This is a genomic window from Streptomyces sp. WAC06614 (assembly GCF_003949795.1).
Classification (GTDB): domain Bacteria; phylum Actinomycetota; class Actinomycetes; order Streptomycetales; family Streptomycetaceae; genus Streptomyces.
The window spans coordinates 1-18,314 of the sequence record NZ_RPRY01000139.1; the positions used below are offsets into that span (position 1 = coordinate 1).

The 18,314-nt window shown below is 74.3% G+C and carries 12 protein-coding genes and 1 riboswitch; of the genes, 5 read left to right on the forward strand and 7 right to left on the reverse strand.

Annotation, left to right across the window (positions count from 1 at the left end; genetic code table 11):
- Window positions 1–2,106 (reverse strand): GNAT family N-acetyltransferase (locus EF918_RS19560; protein WP_125647956.1); only part of this gene is annotated, 2,106 nt, incomplete at its 3' end.
- A 198-nt stretch (window positions 2,107–2,304) separates the two neighbouring features.
- On the opposite strand from EF918_RS19560, the gene EF918_RS19565 reads away from it, so the two are divergent.
- Window positions 2,305–2,586: an HPr family phosphocarrier protein gene (locus EF918_RS19565; RefSeq protein ID WP_125647959.1), complete on the forward strand. Its 282-nt coding sequence runs from the start codon at window positions 2,305–2,307 to the stop codon at window positions 2,584–2,586.
- Window positions 2,587–2,894: 308 nt separating this feature from the next.
- Here the strand turns inward: EF918_RS19565 and EF918_RS19570 are convergent, their stop codons facing one another.
- From EF918_RS19570 to EF918_RS19585, 4 genes are all read right to left on the reverse strand, one after another.
- On the reverse strand, window positions 2,895–3,560 hold the full coding sequence (locus EF918_RS19570; RefSeq protein WP_125647962.1) for a GntR family transcriptional regulator: 666 nt from the start codon (window positions 3,558–3,560) through the stop codon (window positions 2,895–2,897).
- Window positions 3,561–3,788: 228 nt separating this feature from the next.
- The gene (locus EF918_RS19575) at window positions 3,789–4,574 is read right to left on the reverse strand and encodes a M23 family metallopeptidase (protein WP_125647966.1); all 786 of its coding nucleotides are present in this window, start codon (window positions 4,572–4,574) and stop codon (window positions 3,789–3,791) included.
- A gap of 13 nt (window positions 4,575–4,587) precedes the next feature.
- A riboswitch (cyclic di-AMP (ydaO/yuaA leader) is annotated at window positions 4,588–4,746 on the reverse strand.
- A gap of 193 nt (window positions 4,747–4,939) precedes the next feature.
- On the reverse strand, window positions 4,940–6,322 hold the full coding sequence (locus EF918_RS19580) for a pitrilysin family protein (protein ID WP_125647988.1): 1,383 nt from the start codon (window positions 6,320–6,322) through the stop codon (window positions 4,940–4,942).
- A gap of 20 nt (window positions 6,323–6,342) precedes the next feature.
- On the reverse strand, window positions 6,343–7,695 hold the full coding sequence (locus EF918_RS19585) for a pitrilysin family protein (RefSeq protein ID WP_125647971.1): 1,353 nt from the start codon (window positions 7,693–7,695) through the stop codon (window positions 6,343–6,345).
- A 221-nt stretch (window positions 7,696–7,916) separates the two neighbouring features.
- Here EF918_RS19585 and EF918_RS19590 point away from each other — a divergent pair, with 221 nt between their 5' ends.
- The 3 genes from EF918_RS19590 (at window position 7,917) to EF918_RS19600 (ending at window position 14,665) form a co-directional block, all read left to right on the forward strand.
- Entirely contained in the window at window positions 7,917–10,370 is a 2,454-nt protein-coding gene (locus tag EF918_RS19590; RefSeq protein WP_125647974.1) for a DNA topoisomerase (ATP-hydrolyzing) subunit A, read from the forward strand.
- Between the two features lie 117 nt (window positions 10,371–10,487).
- Entirely contained in the window at window positions 10,488–12,581 is a 2,094-nt protein-coding gene (locus EF918_RS19595) for a restriction endonuclease (RefSeq protein ID WP_185921820.1), read from the forward strand.
- 200 nt (window positions 12,582–12,781) lie between these two features.
- Window positions 12,782–14,665: a hypothetical protein gene (locus tag EF918_RS19600; RefSeq protein ID WP_125647977.1), complete on the forward strand. Its 1,884-nt coding sequence runs from the start codon at window positions 12,782–12,784 to the stop codon at window positions 14,663–14,665.
- Window positions 14,666–14,689: 24 nt separating this feature from the next.
- Here the strand turns inward: EF918_RS19600 and EF918_RS19605 are convergent, their stop codons facing one another.
- Window positions 14,690–15,760: a GTP-binding protein gene (locus EF918_RS19605; RefSeq protein WP_125647980.1), complete on the reverse strand. Its 1,071-nt coding sequence runs from the start codon at window positions 15,758–15,760 to the stop codon at window positions 14,690–14,692.
- An 83-nt stretch (window positions 15,761–15,843) separates the two neighbouring features.
- Window positions 15,844–17,028 (reverse strand): citrate synthase, encoded by a 1,185-nt coding sequence (locus EF918_RS19610; protein ID WP_125647983.1) that lies wholly within the window; start codon window positions 17,026–17,028, stop codon window positions 15,844–15,846.
- A gap of 69 nt (window positions 17,029–17,097) precedes the next feature.
- Here EF918_RS19610 and EF918_RS19615 point away from each other — a divergent pair.
- Window positions 17,098–18,314, forward strand: a 1,217-nt coding sequence (locus EF918_RS19615; protein WP_125647986.1) for a citrate/2-methylcitrate synthase, incomplete at its 3' end; no start/stop codon positions are given.

Sequence of the window (18,314 nt, forward strand, 5' to 3'; positions counted from 1 at the left end):
GGTGGGCAGGACGCGGATGCCGTAGCGGCCGAGCAGTGTGCGTGCGTCGCCGTCCTCCAGGGCGGCGACCTCGCCGGGGCCGACGCCGGAGAGGAGGGCGGCGAGCTGGGCGGCGGCGCCCTGCTCGTCGATGTCGTCGTACTCGGGCACCTGGCCGGCCTCGGCGTTGTCCCGGCGCCACTGGGCGTACCGGGCGGCCTCGGCGAGGGCGCGTACGGCCCGTTCGGCGGCCGGGTAGGCCGGGATCCGGTCGGGACCGGCGGGCACGGCGGCCGCGGGGGCGTCGGCGAGTTCGCCGAGCTCGACCTGGACCACGACCACGGGCTTGCCCGGGACCTCGGTGACGGCGGCGCGCAGGGCGGCGGCCAGGCCGTCGCCGAAGCCGGGCTCCCCGACCGAGGGGATGGCGGTGACGACGACGGCGTCGCAGGTGCCGGAGGCCAGGGCCCGGGTGAGGGCGGCGCGGAAGTCCTCGGGGCCGGCGTCGGTGGTCAGGTCCAGCGGGGGCAGCGGGCGCAGGCCCTCGGACAGGCAGGCGTCGTAGGTGAGGACGCCGAGGGACTCGGAATTGCCGAGGATGGCGACCCGGGGCCCGTCGGGCAGCGGCTGGGAGGCCAGCAGCTGGCCGACGTCGACCAGCTCGGTGACGGTGTCGACGCGGATCACTCCGGCCTGGCGGAGCAGGGCGGAGACGGTGGCGTCGGGCAGCCGGGTGCCGGGGACGGCGTGGCCGGCGGGGGTGACCCCGGTGTGCCGGCCGCCCTTGGCGACGACGACGGGTTTGACGGCGGCGGTGCGGCGGGCGAGCCGGGTGAACTTGCGCGGGTTGCCGAGGGTTTCGAGGTAGAGGAGGGCCACGTCGGTGGCCGGGTCCTCGTACCAGTACTGGAGGATGTCGTTGCCCGAGACGTCCGCGCGGTTGCCGGCGGAGACGAAGGACGACAGGCCCTCCCCGCGTCGCAGCAGGCCGGCCAGCAGCGCTATGCCGATGGCCCCGGACTGGCTGAACAGCCCGATCCGCCCGGCGAGCGGCGCCGGGCCGGGGGCGGGGGCCAGGGAGGCGTTGAGGCTGACCTCCGGGGCGGTGTTGATCACGCCGAAGGCGTTGGGCCCGACGATGCGCATGCCGTACGAGCGGGCGCGCCGCACCAGTTCGCGCTGCCGCGCAAGCCCCTCGGGGCCGCTGTCGCCGAAGCCGGCGGAGAGCACGACCAGGCCCTGGACGCCGAGGGCGCCGCACGCGTCGACCACCTCGGGGACGCGTTCGGCGGGGACGGCGACGACGGCGAGGTCCACGGGGGCGGCGATGCCGGCGAGCGAGCGGTAGGCCCGTACGCCGTCGAGCAGGTCGGTGGTGACGGCCTCGTTGACGGCGTAGAGGTCACCGCGGAAGGCGCCGTCGCGCAGGTTGCGCAGGACGGCGGCGCCGACGCCGGAGCCGCTGCGGCTGACGCCGACGACGGCGACCGAGCGCGGGGCGAGCAGCCGCTGCACGGAGCGGGCCTCGGCGCGCTGTTCGCGGGCGCGCTGGACGGCGAGGGACTCGGCGGTGGGTTCGAGGTCGAGGGTGAGGTGGACCGCGCCGTCCTCGAAGGTGCGGGTCTGCTGGTAGCCGACGTCCTTGAACACCTTGATCATCTTGGTGTTGGCGGGCAGCACCTCGGCGGTGAACCGGCGGATGCCGCGCTCGCGGGCGACCGCGCCGATGTGTTCGAGGAGCGCGGAGGCCACCCCGCGGCCCTGGTGCGCGTCCTGGACGAGGAAGGCGACCTCGGCCTGGTCGGCGGGCCCGGAGGCGGGGCGGCCGTGGGCGTCGATGCGGTCGTAGCGGACGGTGGCGATGAACTCGCCGCCCACGGTGGCCGCGAGGCCGACCCGGTCGACGTAGTCGTGGTGCGTGAAGCGGTGGACCTGGCGGTCGGAGAGCCGGGGGTGCGGGGCGAAGAACCGGTAGTACTTGGACTCGTCCGACACCTGCGCGTAGAAGCTGACCAGGCGGCCGGCGTCCTCGGGGGTGATGGGGCGGATACGGGCGGTGCCGCCGTCGCGCAGCACGACGTCCGCTTCCCAGTGGGCCGGGTACGAGGGGTCCGACGCGGTGGTCATGGGCACACCCTAAGGCCCGGGGCCACGGCCCGGAGTGCCGGAGGGCGTCAGCGCGGCGCATACGACAAAGTAGGACATAAAAGTGCAAGCTGAGGAAGGCCCACCGGCGGGAGGCTCGGGCCGAAGGTCGGTCGGAGGCATTCCGGACGTCGTGAGAGACTGGTCTAGACAACCTTGAGACACCTGAAGGGCATCACCATGGCAGAGCGCCGCGTCAACGTCGGCTGGGCCGAGGGCCTGCACGCTCGTCCCGCCTCGATCTTCGTCCGGGCGGCCACGGCTTCCGGTATCCCGGTGACCATCGCCAAGGCGGACGGCACCCCGGTCAACGCCGGCTCCATGCTCGCGGTGCTGGGCCTGGGCGCCCAGGGCGGCGAGGAGATCGTCCTGGCCTCCGAGGCCGAGGGCGCCGAGGTCGCGCTCGACCGGCTGGCGAAGCTGGTCGCCGAGGGTCTCGAGGAGCTCCCCGAGACCGTCTGACCCTTCGGGCTCGCACCGCACCGCACCGCACCGGAGCCGCGGCTCCCCTCGCAGGAGGGGAGCCGCGGCTCCGGCCGTTTGCGGCCCTCGGGGCGCGGCGATTTCCGGTCGTCCGGGCCTTTCCGCGCGCAGCGATTTCCGGTCGGCCCGGGCATTTCCGCGCGCAGCGATTTCCGGTCGGCCGAGCCTTTCGACTAGCGGCTGTTTCCGGGCACGCCGAATTTCGCATGCGTCGCGAATTCCTGGCGCGGGCGCCTTTCGCAGCGCGGCCGGGAATCCGGGCGCGGAACCTTTGTATACGGCTCGTGTTAAACCGGGCCGCTCCCCGTGTTTACGGCAGGTTGCGAAGTCCTCACGCGCAGCCGGTGCGCGGCGGCCGCGCGGTCGGCGTGGGCGGCGGTCAGGGCCCGGGCCCGGTCCTCGTCCCCGCGCGCCACCGCGTCCACGATCGCGCCGTGCTCCGCCCAGGAGTCCACCGGCCGGGCCGGCACCTGGACCGCATGGGTCCAGGCGACCTTGTGGCGCAGCTGGGCGAGCAGGGCGACCAGGCCTGGGCTGCCGGAGGCCTGGACCAGCGTCTCGTGGAACCAGCCGCCCAGCGACCGCAGGTCGTCGACCTGGCCGCGCCGGGCGCGCTCCTGACCGAGCCGGACCAGGCCCCGGAGCACCTTCAGGTGGGCGTCGGTGCGCCGGCGTGCGGCCCGCGCGGCGGCCAGCGGCTCCAGCAGCATGCGGATCTCCAGGAAGTCCGCCGCGTCCTGCTCGGTCGGCTCGGCCACATGGGCCCCGGCGTGCCGCCGGGTGGTGACGAAGCCCTCGGACTCCAGGGTGCGCAGGGCCTCGCGGACCGGGACGCGGGAGACTCCGTAACGGCGGGCGAGGAGTTCCTCGGTGAGTCTGCTGCCGGGCTCGAAGACCCCGGAGACGATGTCGTCACGGACCGCGGCGCAGACCGCGTGCGCGGGAATACGCAAAACCGGACCTCCGCTTAATGCCAGCGTCATGGGAGCGACTCTATTCCAACACGGCATTGTTTCCGGGACCGACGGAAAATCGGAAACACCGCGGAAACCACGCGTCCCACGGAGGCGGCGGACGCCGCGGACGCCGCGGATTCCGGCGGAGGGCGCACGCGAAGACCCCGGCCCGTAGGGACGGGCCGGGGTCTTCGGAAGGTGCGCGGTGCGTGCGTCGCGCGAGGGTCAGAGGGTGACGCCGTGCGAGCGCAGGTAGGCGACCGGGTCGATGTCGGTGCCGTACGTGGCTCCGGTGCGGGCCTCGAAGTGCAGGTGCGCGCCGCTGGAGTTGCCGGTGTTGCCCGACAGGCCGATCTGCTGGCCCGGGGTGACCTGCTGGCCGACGGAGACGCTCAGCGAGGACATGTGGCCGTACTGGGTGTACGTACCGTCGTTGTGCTTGATCACGACGTTGTTGCCGTAGGCGCCGCCCCAGCCGGCCTCGACGACGACGCCCGCGCCCACCGCGTGGACCGAGGTGCCGGAGGCGGCGTGGAAGTCGATGCCGGTGTGGCTGCCGGAGGACCACATGCCGCCGCCGGCCTTGTACTGGGTGCTCACGTAGGAGTCGTCCAGCGGCGAGACGAACATGTTGAGGCGGCGGCGCTCCTCCTCGCGGGCAGCGCGCTCCTTGGCCTCGCGCTCGGCCTTGGCCTTGGCCTCCGCGATGCGCTTGGCCTCGGCGGCCTTCTGCTTGGCCTCGGCCTCGGCCTGCGCCTGGGCGGCGGCGTGGTCGGCGGCCTGGCCCTGGGCGTCGGCCTGGGCCTGCACGTCCCCGGCGAGCTCGTCGGCGACGACGACGGCGTTCAGATTCGCGTCGTGGGTGCCGGCGCTCTTGTCGGCGGCGAAGGCGGGGGCGGCCAGGGTGCCGACGACGCCGGTGGTGGCGAGGGCGGCGATCCCGGCGATGCCGGCGGTCTTCTTGCTCAGGCGGCTGGAACCACGATGCTTACCGGCGCCACGAGTGCCCATGAAAAGGCTGATCCTTTCCTTCCTTCTCGCCTACCGGGTTAGCTGACGGGTTCGGAGCAGGAAGGTCTCCTACGGGCCCCCTCTGGCGAGGCGGTCCGATTCACCCCAGGGACTGATGTGGGTCCCCGGCTCCCCAGGCTCGCGCCGGACGGGGACTCGGCGATCGCTGCCCGGTGCCGCGGGTGCGGCGGGTTCGTATGGCGGACAGCACGCCCGACGCTAGGCGGATCATCAGTCAATCGCCAAACAGACGAGCCCTTTTGTTGCGTACGCCACACCGCATACGCGCAACCTCACCACGAACCGGACAATCGACGCGCAAGGGGCCCTGGCGGACAACCCGCCAGGGCCCCTTGCGCGTCGGGTCAGTTGGAGACGACGGTGACCTCACCGATGCCGAGGGCCCGGACGGGCTCCTCGATCTGCGCGGCGTCGCCCACCAGCACGGTCACCAGCCGGTCCGCCGGGAAGGCGCTCACGACCGCCGAGGTGGCCTCCACGGTGCCCGTCTCGGCCAGGCGGGCGTACAACTGCGCCTGGTAGTCGTCCGGGAGCTGCTGCTCGACCTGGTCGGCGAGGGTGCCGGCGACCGAGGCGGCCGTCTCGAACTTCAGGGGGGCCACGCCCACCAGGTTCTGCACGGCCACGTCCCGCTCGGCGTCGGTCAGGCCGCCCTCGGCGAGGGTGCGCAGCACCTGCCACAGATCGGCCAGCGCGGGGCCGGTGTTGGGGGTGTCCACCGAGCCGCTGATGGCCAGCATGGAGGCGCCGGTGGCCCCGCCCGGGCCGTCAGGGGCCGTGGAGCGCAGCACCTGGCCGAAGGCCCGCACGCCGTAGGTGTAGCCCTTCTCCTCGCGCAGCACCTTGTCCAGACGGGAGGTCAGCGTGCCGCCCAGGCAGTACGTGCCGAGCACCTGGGCCGCCCAGACCCGGTCGTGCCGGTCCGGCCCGGTACGGCCGATGAGGAGCTGGGTCTGGACCGCGCCGGGGCGGTCCACGATGACCACGCGGCCGGTGTCGTCGGAGGTGACGGGCGGGACCGGGACGGGCTCGGCGGTGCCGCCCGTCCAGGTGCCCAGGGTGTCGGCCAGGACGGCGTCCAGGTCCAGGCCCGTGTAGTCGCCGACGACGACCGCGGTGGCGGTGGCGGGGCGGACGTGGGCCTCGTAGAACGCGCGGACGGCCGCGGCGTCGATCCGTGCGACGGTCTCCTCGGTGCCCTGGCGCGGCCGGGACATCCGCAGGGAGGCCGGGAAGAGCTGCCGGTACAGCTCCTTCGCGGCGCGGCGCTGGGGGTTGGCCAGCTCGTGCGGGATCTCGTCGAGCCGGTTGCGCACCAGCCGGTCGATCTCGGAGTCGGCGAACGCGGGGGCACGCAGCGCCTCGGCGAGCAGGGCGAGCGCCTTGGGCAGCCGGGAGGCGGGCACCTCGAGGGAGACCCGGACGCCCGGGTGGTCGGCGTGCGCGTCGAGGGTGGCGCCGCAGCGCTCCAGCTCGGCGGCGAACTCCTCGGCGGAGTGCTTGTCGGTGCCCTCGGACAGGGCGCGGGCCATGATGGTGGCCACGCCGTCCAGGCCCTCCGGCTCGGCGTCCAGCGGGGCCGTCAGCACGATCTCGACGGCCACCACCTGCTGGCCCGGGCGGTGGCAGCGCAGCACGGTCAGGCCGCTGGGCAGCACACCGCGCTCGGGCGCGGGGAAGGCCCACGGCTTGGCCTCGCCGGCCTGGGGCCGGGGGTGGAAGGTCATGGTCACTGCGGGCTCGGCGGTCACTGCTGCGCCCCCTCGTTCTCGTCGTTCTCTTCGGCGGCCTCGGCGGCCTCGGCGGCCAGCGGCTCGTACACCAGCACGGCGCGGTTGTCGGGGCGCAGCCGGGCCGCGGCGACGGCCTGCACCTCCTCGGCGGTGACGTCCAGCAGCCGCTCGACGGCGGTCAGCGCCAGCTGCGGGTCGCCGAACAGCACGGCGTAGCGGCACAGCTCGTCGGCGCGGCCGGCCACGGTGCCCAGCCGGTCCAGCCACTCGCGCTCCAGCTGGGCCTGGGCCCGCTCCATCTCCTCGGCCGTGGGGCCCTCGGCGGCGAACCGGGCGAGCTCCTCGTCCACGGCGGCCTCGATGTCGGGCACCTCGACCCCGGCGGAGGTCTTCACGTCCAGCCAGCCCAGGGACGGCGCCCCGGCCAGCCGCAGCATGCCGAACCCGGCGGCGACGGCCGAGCGGTCGCGGCGGACCAGGCGGTTGTGCAGCCGGGAGGACTCGCCGCCGCCCAGGACGGTCAGCGCCACGTCGGCGGCGTCGCACTCCCGGGTGCCGTCGTGCGGCAGCCGGTAGGCGGCCATCAGCGCGCGGGCCGGGACCTCCTCGACGATCTCCTGGCGCAGCTGTCCGCCCATGACGTCGGGCAGCGTGCCGTCGCGCGGCGGCAGCTTGCCGTCGTGGGACGGGATGCTGCCGAAGTACTTCTCGACCCAGGCCAGCGTCTGCTCGGGGTCGATGTCCCCGACGACCGACAGCACGGCGTTGTTGGGCGCGTAGTAGGTACGGAAGAACGCGCGCGCGTCCTCCAGCGAGGCGGCGTCCAGGTCGGCCATCGAGCCGATCGGGGTGTGGTGGTACGGGTGGCCCTCGGGGTAGGCCAGCGCGGTCAGCCGCTCGAACGCCGTGCCGTAGGGCACGTTGTCGTAGCGCTGGCGGCGCTCGTTCTTGACGACGTCGCGCTGGTTCTCCATGGACTCCTCGTCCAGGGCGGCCAGCAGCGAGCCCATGCGGTCCGCCTCCAGCCACAGCGCCAGCTCCAGCTGGTGGGCCGGCATCGTCTCGAAGTAGTTGGTCCGCTCGAAGCTGGTGGTGCCGTTGAGCGAGCCGCCGGCGCCCTGGACCAGTTCGAAGTGGCCGTTGCCCGGGACGCTCGCCGAGCCCTGGAACATCAGGTGCTCGAAGAGGTGAGCCAGGCCGGTACGCCCCTTGACTTCGTGGCGGGAGCCGACGTCGTACCACAGGCAGACCGCGGCGACGGGGGTCAGGTGGTCCTCGGAGAGCACCACGCGCAGGCCGTTGGCCAGCCGGTGCTCGGTCGCTGTCAGGCCGCCGGAGGCGCCCTGCTCGGTGGCCGTGTGACCCATGGGCATGTGGTCCCTTCGATCGGGATGCGGAGATTCCTGTCAGACCTGTCACTCTATGCAAGCGCGCCGGCCTACGGAGAAGTTCCCGGACCCCACCCGGGCCCGCTCCGCGCCCCGCAGCCCGGGTCGGGGTCGGCGTTGTCGGTGCCCCGGTCCACAATGGTCCGCGTCAGCACCAGATCAGAACCCGTCAGACCCCTTGGTTAAGGAGCCGCGCAGCGATGGCCCGCCGCAGCACGAAGACCCCGCCGCCGGAGGACTTCGAGGAGAGGATCCTCGACATCGACGTCGTCGATGAGATGCAGGGCTCCTTCCTTGAGTACGCGTACTCGGTGATCTACTCCCGGGCGCTGCCCGACGCCCGGGACGGCCTGAAGCCGGTCCACCGCCGGATCGTCTACCAGATGAACGAGATGGGCCTGCGCCCCGACCGCGGCTACGTCAAGTGCGCCCGCGTCGTGGGCGAGGTCATGGGCAAGCTCCACCCGCACGGTGACGCCTCGATCTACGACGCGCTGGTGCGCATGGCCCAGCCCTTCTCGATGCGGCTGCCGCTGGTCGACGGCCACGGCAACTTCGGCTCGCTCGGCAACGACGACCCGCCGGCCGCGATGCGTTACACCGAGTGCCGGATGGCGGACGCCACCAGCCTGATGACGGAGTCGATCGACGAGGACACCGTCGACTTCGCGCCGAACTACGACGGCCAGGAGCGGGAGCCGGTCGCGCTGCCCGCGGCGTACCCGAACCTGTTGGTCAACGGCGCTTCCGGGATCGCCGTCGGCATGGCCACCAACATGCCGCCGCACAACCTCGGCGAGGTCATCGCCGCCGCCCGGCACCTGATCCGGCACCCGAACGCCGACCTGGAGGCGCTGATGCGCTTCGTCCCGGGTCCGGACCTGCCCACCGGCGGCCGGATCGTGGGCCTGTCGGGCATCAAGGACGCCTACGAGACCGGCCGCGGCACCTTCAAGATCCGCGCCACCGTCTCCGTGGAGAACGTGACGGCCCGCCGCAAGGGCCTGGTCGTCACCGAACTGCCCTTCTCGGTGGGCCCCGAGAAGGTCATCGCCAAGATCAAGGACCTGGTCGGGTCGAAGAAGCTCCAGGGCATCGCCGACGTCAAGGACCTCACCGACCGCGCCCACGGCCTGCGCCTGGTCATCGAGGTCAAGAACGGCTTCCACCCGGAGGCCGTGCTGGAGCAGCTCTACAAGCTGACGCCGATGGAGGAGTCCTTCGGCATCAACAACGTGGCGCTGGTGGACGGCCAGCCGCTCACGCTCGGCCTGAAGGAGCTGCTGGAGGTCTACCTCGACCACCGCTTCGACGTGGTGCGCCGACGCAGCGAGTTCCGCCGCGGCAAGCGCCGCGACCGCCTCCACCTGGTCGAGGGCCTGCTGGTGGCGCTGGTCGACATCGACGAGGTCATCGCCCTGATCCGGGAGAGCGAGAACTCCGCCCAGGCCAAGGAGCGCCTGATGGAGCGCTTCTCGCTGAGCGAGGTCCAGACCCAGTACATCCTCGACACCCCGCTGCGCCGGCTGACCAAGTTCGACCGGCTGGAGCTGGAGTCCGAGCGGGACCGGCTGACCGCCGAGATCGAGGAGCTGACCCGGATCCTCGACTCGGACGCCGAGCTGCGCAAGCTCGTCTCCGCCGAGCTGGCGGCCGTGGCCAAGAAGTTCGGCACCGACCGCCGTACGGTCCTGCTGGAGTCGGCGGGCGCCCCGGTGGCGGCGGTCCCGCTGGAGGTCGCGGACGACCCGTGCCGGGTGCTGCTGTCCTCCACCGGTCTGCTGGCCCGTACGGTCACGGCCGAGCCGCTGCCCGACGGCGAGGGCCGCCGCGCCAAGCACGACGCGGTCGTCTCCCAGGTCGTGGCCTCGGCCCGGGCCGAGGTGGGCGCGGTGACGTCGGCGGGCCGGCTGCTGCGGCTCTCGGTCATCGACCTGCCGCAGCTCCCGGACACCCATGCGGCGCCGAGCCTGGCCGGCGGGGCCCCGCTGACGGAGTTCCTCTCCGCCCTGGAGCCCGACGAGAAGGTGGTCTGCCTGACCACCCTGGACGAGACCTCGGTGGGTCTGGCCCTGGGCACCGAGCAGGGCGTGGTCAAGCGGGTCGTGCCGGACTACCCGGCCAACAAGGAGGAGCTGGAGGTCATCACCCTCAAGGAGGGCGACCGGATCGTCGGCGCGGTCGAGCTGCGCACGGGCGAGGAGGACCTGGTCTTCATCACCGACGACGCCCAGCTGCTGCGCTACCCGGCGGGCCAGGTCCGTCCGCAGGGCCGGCCGGCGGGCGGTATGGCCGGCATCAAGCTGGCCGACGGCGCCAAGGTGATCCACTTCTCGGCGGTGGACCCGGCGTCCGAGGCGTACGTGTTCACGGTGACCGGTTCGCACGGCACCCTGGACGACTCGGTGGCCACGGCCAAGCTGACCCCGTTCGACCAGTACCCGCGCAAGGGCCGGGCCACCGGCGGCGTGCGCTGCCAGCGGTTCCTCAAGGGCGAGGACATGCTCTCGTTCGCCTGGGCGGGGGCCGCCCCGCTGAAGGCCGCGGGTGCCTCCGGCGCCCCGGTGGAGCTGCCGGAGCCGGACCCGCGCCGCGACGGCTCGGGCACCGCGCTGCCCACCCCGGTGGCGGCGGTGGCCGGCGCCGCGCTGTAGCCGGCCGGCCCGTCGGCAGTCGGCCGCGATCGGGTCCGGTCCTTCCCGGACCGGGCCCGATCTGACCAGGCCTCACCGTAGACTCGGTGGCTGACCGAGGGTGGGGATGCACAGCGGATGAGCCGTCGATCGAACGGGCTGGCGGGGGTCTGGGCCGAGGCGCAGCGCCAGCACCGCCATGCCGAGATGATGCAGCAGCGGGAACTGGAGCGCCGCCGGCGGGAGTACGAGCGCGAAGAGGCCCGCAGCCGCCGCGAACAGCAGGCCGCGTACCGCCAGCACCGCGAGGCCGAGGCGCAGCGGCGTACGGAGCAGATCGAGGTCGAGGTCGCCGCCCTGCAAGGGCTGCTGGCGGCCGGCTGCCGGGCGCCGGCGTTCCGGATCGCCACGATGATCCGGTCCGAGCAGCTGGAGCCGTTCGCCCCGGGCGCGCTGGCCCACCCGGTGCCCATGCCGGAGCTGGCGCACTTCCTGCCGCAGGGCGGCTGGGTGCCGGGCGGCCGGGCCCGCGCCGAGCGCGAGGCGCACGCACGGTACACCGAGGCCTGGCAGCAGGCACAGGCCGCCGAGCAGCAGCGCCGGCGGCAACTGGAGGCCTACCGTGAGCAGTACGACCGGTGGGCCGCCGGGCAGCTCGCCGGGATCCGGCAGCACAACGCGGGCCTGACCGAACTGGCCGCGGCCCTGCGCGCCGGCGAGGCCGATGCGGTGGTCGAGTACTTCTCGGCGGCCCTGTACGCGTCCCCGTCCTGGCCGGAGGAACTGCCGCGCCGGCTGACCGCCGCGTACGACCGGGGCGCCCGGCAGCTGGTGCTGAGCTGGGAGCTCCCGGGGTACGACGTGGTCCCGGCGGCCAAGGCGGTCCGCTACGTGGTCAGCACGGACCAGGACAAGGAATCGCCGCGCCCGGTCACCCAGCGCCGCGCCCTCTACCGGGACCTGCTCGCGCAGTGCGTGCTGCTGGTGCTGAGGGAGGTCTTCGAGGCGGACGAGTCCGGTGTGCTGGACTCCGTCGCGCTGAACGGCTTCGTGGACGACCACGATCCGGTGACGGGCCGCCGGGCCGAGATCGTGCTGGCCACGGTGACGGCGGCCCGGACGGCGTTCGCGGGCCTGCACCTGGAGCAGGTCAGTGCCGTGGACTGCCTGGTGGACGGGCTGCACGGGCGGCTGTCCACCCGCCCCGACCAGCTCGCCGCGGTCCGCCCGGGCCGGCAGCCCGGCGATGTGGGCGGCGGGACGGTCACCCACGGCGCGGGCGGGGACGAGGACGACCCGGACCTGTTCGTGATGGACCCGATCGCCTTCGAGAACCTGGTGGCCGAGCTGTTCCGGGCCATGGGCATGGAGGCGGTGACCACCCAGCGGTCGGGCGACGGCGGGGTGGACGTGGAGGCGCACGATCCGACGCCGATCCGGGGCGGCCGGATCGTGGTGCAGGTCAAGCGCTACCGCAACACGGTCCCTCCGACGGCGGTGCGCGACCTCTACGGGACCGTCCAGGACACCGGGGCCAACAAGGGCGTCCTGGTCACCACCTCCTCCTTCGGGCCCGGCTCGCGGGCCTTCGCCGAGGGCAAGCCGCTGGAGCTGGTCCCGGGCACCGACCTGGTCGACCTGCTGCGCCGGCACGGGCTGCGCGGCCGGCTGGGCGGGGGGCCGGACGACGCCCGGACGGGCTCGGGCAGGAGCCGGGCGGCGGCCCCCGACCGGGGCGCGGTGGACGAGGGCCACAACGTCCTCGGCATGAACTGGTCGGGCACGGTCGTCCTGGACGTGTGCGCGCTGGTGTGCTCGGGCCACCGGGCCCTGAGCGACGACCACTTCGTCTACTTCAACAACCCGCGTACCCCCGACGGTTCGGTCCGCTCCCGGCGCCGGGCCGCCCCGGACAAGGCCGCCGTCGAAGTGTCCTTCGAGGACCTGCCGGCCGCCGCCGACCGCCTGGTGCTCGTCGCCGCCGTGGACCCGGAGGCCGACCCGGACGCCGACCTGGCCGGTTTCACCGACGCCCGGATCCGGCTGCTGGACGCGGCCGGCCAGGAGCTGGGCCGGCTCGACGTCTCCGACGGCCGGGCCGGGGAGACCGCGCTGGTGCTGGGTTCCTTCCGGCGCCGGGCGGGCGGCGACTGGGACTTCGTCGTGGGCGGCAAGGGCTACCGGGGCGGACTGGCGGACCTGTTGGCCGACTTCGGCATCGAGGTCGACTGACCACACGCCTGACGACGGTTCAGCAGGGTTTCGTCCCACCCGTGTCACACCATCGGATGACATGACGGCCTCCCCCGGACGTGACACGCCCGAGCAGACCGTCGTACCGGCCCCCGGCATGCATAGTGAGGGCTCCTTCCGGTGCGCGGACGTCCCCGGACGGCCGCGCACCGCCCCCACCGAGGAAGGGCCGCCACTTGATGTCCTTCGCGCCGGGCGTGCTGCCCGCCGTGCTGACCACCGCGTTGAGCGCCGCGCTCCTGGGCGGCCCGACGGTCCCCGGGGCGGCGACCGCCCCGTACGACGGGCAGCCGCTGCACGGCACCGCCCTGTTCAGCGTGAAGGCGGCGAACAACGCCGCCGCGCAGGCCTTCACCGTCGACGGCCCGCGGGTCTCGCGGGTCAGCGTCTACCTCAGGAGCGGGGCCGCCACCGGCTCCGTGACCGCGCAGATCCGCCGCGACAAGGCCGACGCCCGCTCCGCCCTGGCCTCCCGGACGGTCACCCTGGCCTCGCTGGGCGGGCCGGGCGGGGGCTGGCTGGAGTTCCCGCTCGACGCCGAGGTCACGCCCGGCGCCACGTACTACCTCCACCTCCAGGCCACCACCGCGGAGAAGGGGCCGATCGCCTGGTACGGCACCACGGCGGCCGTCCCCGGCTCGCTGACGGCCTGGAACTACGACAAGGCCTACTGGGGCGGCTGGCACGCCGCCGCCTCCCGCCCGGCCTTCCACGTCAACCCGACCGGCGCGGAGCGCTGCGGCGAGAGCGACCAGTGCTACGTCCCCGACTCCGTGCTGGCCGGCCGGACCGCCGGACTGCTCGCCCAGGGCACGGCCGTCGAGGCGGTGGCCCCGGCGTTCTCGGTCGGCGCCGGCTACGTCGAGGGCAGCAACGTCCTGCGCCTCCCCTCCGGCCGCTGGCGGTACCTCCCGCCCGGCGCGACCAGCTCGGTCGTGGTCCCGGCGGAGGATCCCGGTGCCCTGGCGCAGATCGCCGAGAGCCGCCGCTGGCTGGCCGCGGGCCGGGTGCCCGGGGCCGGCCCCGCCCAGCGGGCCGTGATGGAGCGGGCGCTGCTCTCGATGCGCGCGCTGCTGCGGCCCAACGGGGCCTTCGCCGCGGCCTGGTCCTCGGCCTGGCAGTACTCCTGGCCGCGCGACGGCGCGTTCGCCGCCTTGGCCTTCGCGGCCACCGGGCACGACGAGGAGGCCTACCGGGTGCTGCGCTACGACGCCGCCACCCAGCGCCCCGACGGCACCTGGGAGGCCCGGACCAAGCTGGACGGCAGCGGCCCGCCGGACGCCCGGCCCTGGCAGCTGGACGGCAACGGCTGGGTGCCCTGGGCGACCTGGCACTGGTACCGCGCGGCGCCGCCGGCCGACCGGGACGCCCGGCTGCGGACGCTCTACCCGATGGTGCGGGCCGCCGCCGACCACGCGGCGGGCTCCCTCGGCCCGGACGGGCTGCCGCCCGCCTCCCCGGACTACTGGGAACTGGGCACCGACGCGCCCAACATCGGCACCGCCGCCCCGCTGTTGTCCGGGCTGAACGCGGCCGCCGACCTCGCCGCCCGGCTGGGGCTCGGCCAGGACGCGGACCGCTGGAGCGCCGCGGCCCGGCGGCTCGCGCACGGCATCGACACCGCCTTCGCCCCGCGCGGCTATCCGCGCACTCCCGACGGCCGGCACGGCCGGGACAGCGCGGCGGCGTTCATGGCGCCCCCGTTCAACGCGGCCCCGGTCGGTCTGCGCGCGGCGCTGGACTCGACGTACGCGGCCCTGCTGCTGCCCAACGGCGGGCTGTCCCCGGGCAACGACCCCGACCACGGCTGGGGCTCGTACGCCTGGACCGCCAGCACCTCCTTCTTCGCGCTGGCCTGGGCGCACCTGGGCGAGCCGGCGAAGGCCGACCGGGTGCTGGACTGGGTGCTGTCCAAGCGCAACGGCCTGGACGAGCTGCCCGAGACCGTGAACGGCTCGGGCCGGCCCTCGTCGGTGGCGCCGCTGGGCTGGACCGACGCGCTCGTGGTGCTGACCGCCCTCGCCCTCCAGGGCGAGCCGCTGCCCGCGCCGCCGCTGCGGTAGCGGGGGCCGGGGCCGCCCGCGCGGCTAGCCGGCCGGCTCGGTCCGGGGGTGGGCGACGTAGCGCAGGACGCCCCACATGCTGGCGGGGTCCAGGGTGTGGGGGGCGGGTTCGCGGCAGGCCTCCAGGCCGGCCAGCAGGGCGGGGCCGTCGGTGCCGGAGCCGATCATCACCAGCTGGGTCAGCCGGGGTTCGCCGCGGGCCCAGGGCAGCGGGGTGAAGCGCAGGAACCGGCCCACGGCGTGGATCTCGTACTTCTCGTCGTGGCCGGGGACCCCGAAGTGGACGTAGCCCTTGATCCGGTACAGGCCGTGCGGCCGCCGGTCGAGGAAGTCGACGAAGCGGCGCGGGCTGAGGGCCTGCTCGGAGACGAACTCGGTGCTCTCGTAGTGGGTGTGGGCGTGCCCGCTGTGGTCCTCCTCGGAGGTACCGGCCGCCGCCTCCGCCTCCGCGATCAGGTCCTCGAACGAGAGCTGGCCGCGGGTCTCGGTCCACTCCTTGCGGTCGAAGAGCAGGTCGGGATCGATGCGCCCGTGGTCGGCGGTGACCACCGGGGTGCCGGGGCACAGCCCGTGGATCACCTCCTCGACGCGGGCGAGGGCGGCCGCGTCGACCCGGTCGGCCTTGTTGAGGACCACCAGGTCGGCGAGGGCCAGGTGGCGGTCGGTCTCCGGGTGGCGGGCCCGGGTGGCGTCGAACTCGGCGGCGTCCACGACCTGGACCAGGCCGCCGTAGTGGACGGCCGGGTCCTCGTTGGCCACCAGCATGCGGATCATCTCCTGCGGCTCGGCGAGTCCGCTGGCCTCGATGACGATCACGTCGATGCGGTGCTGGGGCCGGGAGAGCTTCTCCAGGTACGCGTCCAGTTCGCTGCCGTCGACCGCGCAGCACAGACAGCCGTTGCCGAGGGAGACCATCGAGTCGCCGACCTGGCCGGCCACGGACATGGCGTCGATCTCGATCGCGCCGAAGTCGTTGACGACCACCCCGATCCGGGTGCCGCGGCTGCTGCGCAGCAGATGGTTCAGGAGGGTGGTCTTGCCGGACCCCAGGAATCCGGCGAGGACGACGACGGGGAGGGGCTGCCTGCTGTTCATCCGGTCGATCGTAACCAGGCGGCGGGCCGGCCGGGGGCGGCACCGTGGGGACCCTCGGCACCGGGAACCCGCGGCGCCGGCGGTCAGGGGGCCGGCGTGACCACCGGGACCGGCTCGGGCGGGGTGGGGCCGACGTAGCGGGCGGCCGGACGGATGATCTTCGAGTCGGCCGCCTGCTCCAGGACGTTCGCGCTCCAGCCGACGACCCGGGCGGCGCAGAAGGTCGGGGTGAACATCTCGCGCGGCACCCCGCACAGTTCCATGACCACGCCCGCGTAGAACTCGACGTTCGTGTGCAGTTCCCGGCCCGGCTTGAGCTCGGCGAGGATGGCCTCGACCCGGGCCTCGACCTCGGTCGCGAACTCCACCAGCGGTCCGCCGAACTGCCGGGCGATCCCCCGCAGCATGCGCGAGCGCGGGTCCTCGGTGCGGTAGACGGGATGGCCGAAGCCCATGATCCGCTCGCCGGCGCGCACCCGTGCGCGGATCCAGGGGTCGATCCGGTCCACCGTGCCGATGGCGTCGAGGGTGTCCAGGGCCCGGCTCGGCGCGCCCCCGTGCAGCGGGCCGGACAGCGCGCCGATCGCACCGGTGAGGCAGGCGGCGACGTCCGCGCCGGTGGAGGCGATGACCCGGGCGGTGAAGGTGGACGCGTTGAAGCCGTGGTCGACGGTCGAGATCAGGTAGCGCTCGACGGCCCGGGCCGTGACCGGGTCGGGCTCCACGCCGGTGAGCATGTACAGGTAGTTGGCGGCGTACGGCAGGTCGTCCCGCGGTGCCACGGGCTCCTGCCCCTGGCCGAGCCGGTGCAGTGCGGTGAGCAGCGTGGGCACGGCGGCGCAGGCGGCGAGCGCGTCCGCGGCCCGCCGGCCGGGGTCGAGGTCGTAGACCGGGCGGAACCCGGCGGAGGCGCCGAGCAGTGACAGGGCGGTCCGCAGGCCCGCGAGCGGCCCGGAGAGCGCGGTGGCGCGGGCCAGCCCGGGCAGGGCGTCCTGGACGTCGGCGGGCAGGTGGCGCAGCGGCGCCAGCTCGGCGAGGAAGGCGCGGCGCTCGGCGGGACCGGGCAGGGTGCCGCGGAACATCAGGTGCCAGACGTCCTCGAAGCTGCGCCGTTCGGCGAGTTCGACGGCCGAGTACTGGCGGTAGTGGTAGAAGCCCTCGCGGCCCCGGACGTCGCCCAGGGCGGTCTCGGTGACCACGACGCCGGCCAGTCCCCGGGGTACGTCGACGGTGGCGGCGGTGTCAGCGGCGGTGTGGGTGGTGTCCATGCAGTGACCATCCACCCTTGATTGAATCGATGTCAATATTGATTGGATCAATGTATGTAGGGTTGCGTCATGGATCTGGAGTCCTCCGAGAAGCGGCTGACCACCCGCGAGGCCGCCGAGCTGCTCGGCGTCAAGCCCGCCACGGTGTACGCGTACGTCAGCCGGGGCCTGCTCGGCAGCCGACGCGACCCGGCCGGCCGGGGCAGTACGTTCGACGCCGCCGAGGTCGCGGCGCTGGCCCGGCGCAACCGCCGGGAGGCCGCCGGGGCGCCCGGCGGGGAGCTGGCCGTACGGACGGCGCTGACCCTGATCGAGTCGGGCCCCGACCGGTACTGGTTCCGCGGCGTGGACGCCGTGGAGCTGGCCGGGAGCCGCCCCTACGAGGAGGTCGCCGAGTGGCTCTGGACCGGCCGGCCGGCTCCGGGGGCCCGTTTCGCGGCGCCGCAGGAGCTGCTGGGGGCCGCCCGGCGGGCGGTGGCCGCCCTGCCGGAGCACAGCGGTCCGCTGGACCGGCTGCGGGTGGCGGTGGCCGCGGCCGCGGTGGCCGACCCGCTGCGCTTCGACCTGTCCGAGCCCGCGGTGCTCGGCTCGGCACGCAACCTGATCCCGACCCTGGTCGAGGCCCTGCCGGAGCTCGGCGGGGCGAGGCCCGGGCCCGGGGAGCCGCTGGCCCGGCGGCTGTGGGCGCGGCTGACCCCGCTGCCCGCCGACCCGGCGGCCGTCGCGGTCCTCGACCTGGCGCTCGGCCTGCTGGTCGACCACGACCTCGCCGCCTCCACCCTGGCGGTCCGGGTCGCCGCGTCGGGCCGGGCCCACCCGTACGCCGCCGTCTCGGCCGGGCTCGGCGCGCTGGAGGGGCCGCTGCACGGCGCGGCGGGGCGGCTGGCCCACCGGATGCTCGTCGAGGTGCTGGAGCGCGGCGGGGCGGCACCGGTGGTCGCCGAGCACCTGCGCGCGGGCCGGCGGGTGCCGGGGCTGGGCCACCGGCTGTACCGGGCCGAGGACCCACGGGCGACCGCGCTGTTCGCGCGCCTGGCGGAGCTGGACGCCGCGTCCGAGGCCCTGGCGGCGGCCCGCGAGGTGGTCGCTGTCACGGCCCGCCAGGGCCGCGGGCTGGCCGCCAACGTGGACCTGGCCCTGGCCGTCCTGACCGTGTCCTGCGGGATGCCGGCCGAGGCCGGCGAGACGGCGTTCGCGGTCTCCCGCACGGCGGGCTGGATCGCCCACGCCCTGGAGGAGTACCAGGAGGCCCCCCTGCGCATGCGCCCCACCGGCCACTACACGGG

Coding starts and splice junctions, on each gene's coding strand:
- EF918_RS19565 (WP_125647959.1), top strand. CDS start 2,305: ATGGCAGAGCGCCGCGTCAACGTCGGCTGGGCCGAGGGCCTGCACGCT.
- EF918_RS19575 (WP_125647966.1), bottom strand. CDS start 4,574: ATGGGCACTCGTGGCGCCGGTAAGCATCGTGGTTCCAGCCGCCTGAGC.
- EF918_RS19580 (WP_125647988.1), bottom strand. CDS start 6,322: ATGACCTTCCACCCCCGGCCCCAGGCCGGCGAGGCCAAGCCGTGGGCC.
- EF918_RS19585 (WP_125647971.1), bottom strand. CDS start 7,695: ATGGGTCACACGGCCACCGAGCAGGGCGCCTCCGGCGGCCTGACAGCG.
- EF918_RS19590 (WP_125647974.1), top strand. CDS start 7,917: ATGGCCCGCCGCAGCACGAAGACCCCGCCGCCGGAGGACTTCGAGGAG.
- EF918_RS19595 (WP_185921820.1), top strand. CDS start 10,488: ATGAGCCGTCGATCGAACGGGCTGGCGGGGGTCTGGGCCGAGGCGCAG.
- EF918_RS19600 (WP_125647977.1), top strand. CDS start 12,782: ATGTCCTTCGCGCCGGGCGTGCTGCCCGCCGTGCTGACCACCGCGTTG.
- EF918_RS19605 (WP_125647980.1), bottom strand. CDS start 15,760: ATGAACAGCAGGCAGCCCCTCCCCGTCGTCGTCCTCGCCGGATTCCTG.
- EF918_RS19610 (WP_125647983.1), bottom strand. CDS start 17,028: ATGGACACCACCCACACCGCCGCTGACACCGCCGCCACCGTCGACGTA.